This is a genomic window from Sphingoaurantiacus capsulatus, from assembly GCF_042648405.1.
Taxonomy (GTDB): domain Bacteria; phylum Pseudomonadota; class Alphaproteobacteria; order Sphingomonadales; family Sphingomonadaceae; genus Sphingoaurantiacus; species Sphingoaurantiacus capsulatus.
The window spans coordinates 1-1,208 of sequence record NZ_JBHRXV010000022.1 but is presented as its reverse complement, the minus strand read 5'-3'; the positions used below and the strand labels follow the sequence as shown (position 1 = coordinate 1,208).

The window sequence follows — 1,208 nt, the reverse complement described above, 5'->3', positions numbered from 1 at the left end:
TCCGGTAGAGGACCGGCTCGTCGGTCTCGTAGGTGATGTCGACCTGCTTCGGCTCGACCAGATTCTCGGTCATGCGGTCCTCCTGTCGCCCGGCGGGTCGCCGGCGAACACGCTCTTGCGCTGGCCGTGCGGGTCGAGCCGGGCGATGATCGCGAGCTGCTCGGCCGTCGGGGCGGGTGTCGTCGGCGGCGTTCCTTCGACGACGATATCGAATCCGGTCGCCTCGCGCACCTGCTCGACGGTGATGCCGGGGTGCAGCGACACCAGCCGGATCGCATGGTCGGGCCCGCCGAAGTCCATGACGCAGAGGTCGGTGACGATGAGGCGGAGGTCGAGACCGAGCGGCTTGCGCCCATCCAGCCATCTCGCGCGGTTGTAGCCGGCGCTGCACACGAAATCGACCTCGCCCTCGACGAAGGCGCGGCGGTTGTGCGCGGGGAAGAAATAGCTGTTCTGGTGGTGGACGCTGTTCCCCGGAAAGCCGCGCGCACCGAGCATCTGCGCCTTGGGCTTTGCGTGTGAGCCGACGACCGAGATGTTGGTCTGGCCGAAGCGGTCGATCTGCACCGGCGCGACAAAGGCGTGGCGCTTGCCGCCCCAGAGATTATCGAAAGTGCGGGCATAGGGCGCCCAGCCTTCGGGCTTCATCCGGTAGTCGCCGCGCGGGCCGACGGGCACCGGCTCCTCGACGAAGCTGTTTTCGCCGTCGGTCATCATCAGCGCCGGATTGATGCTGAGCTTGGCGAGGCTGGCGGCAAGGCGCGGCAGCAGGGTGATGCCGGTCGCGAGCACTTCGCCGTCATGGCGCCAGGCTTCGGCAGCGGCAACGATGCAGAGGTCGGCAAGGCTGTAGTTGATTTCGGTCATCGCCCGCCTCCTCAGTAGATCGCTGGCGCGAGCGCGCGGACATGATCGGCGCCGCCGACGGCTTCGAGATAGGCCTCGGGCGAGACCTCGACATAGCGGGTGCGATAGTCGGGCCAGGCGTCGCCGACCGAGCCCGAATAGGTCTTCAGATGGTCGAGATCGATGCCGTAGTCGAAGCCGCCGCCGGTGGGGTGCGCGCCGTAAGGGGCGTGCACCACCTGCGTGACGATGCTGCGCTCGAACGGCTGGACGCGGAAATTCTCGGGGAAGCCCAAACCGGCGGTGTCGACGATCTGCTCCGCCTGCACGATCACCTTGTCGGCGGCACGCGCCATCAGCTC

1 protein-coding gene and 1 pseudogene are annotated in these 1,208 nt (G+C 67.5%); both read right to left on the bottom strand.

Annotation, left to right across the window (positions count from 1 at the left end; genetic code table 11):
- Window positions 1-69: 69 nt before the first annotated feature.
- Window positions 70-867: a CoA-transferase subunit beta gene (locus ACFOMD_RS18380; RefSeq protein ID WP_380864281.1), complete on the bottom strand. Its 798-nt coding sequence runs from the start codon at window positions 865-867 to the stop codon at window positions 70-72.
- A gap of 11 nt (window positions 868-878) precedes the next feature.
- A pseudogene (locus tag ACFOMD_RS18375) lies at window positions 879-1,208 on the bottom strand (acyl CoA--acetate/3-ketoacid CoA transferase subunit alpha); the annotation flags it as partial.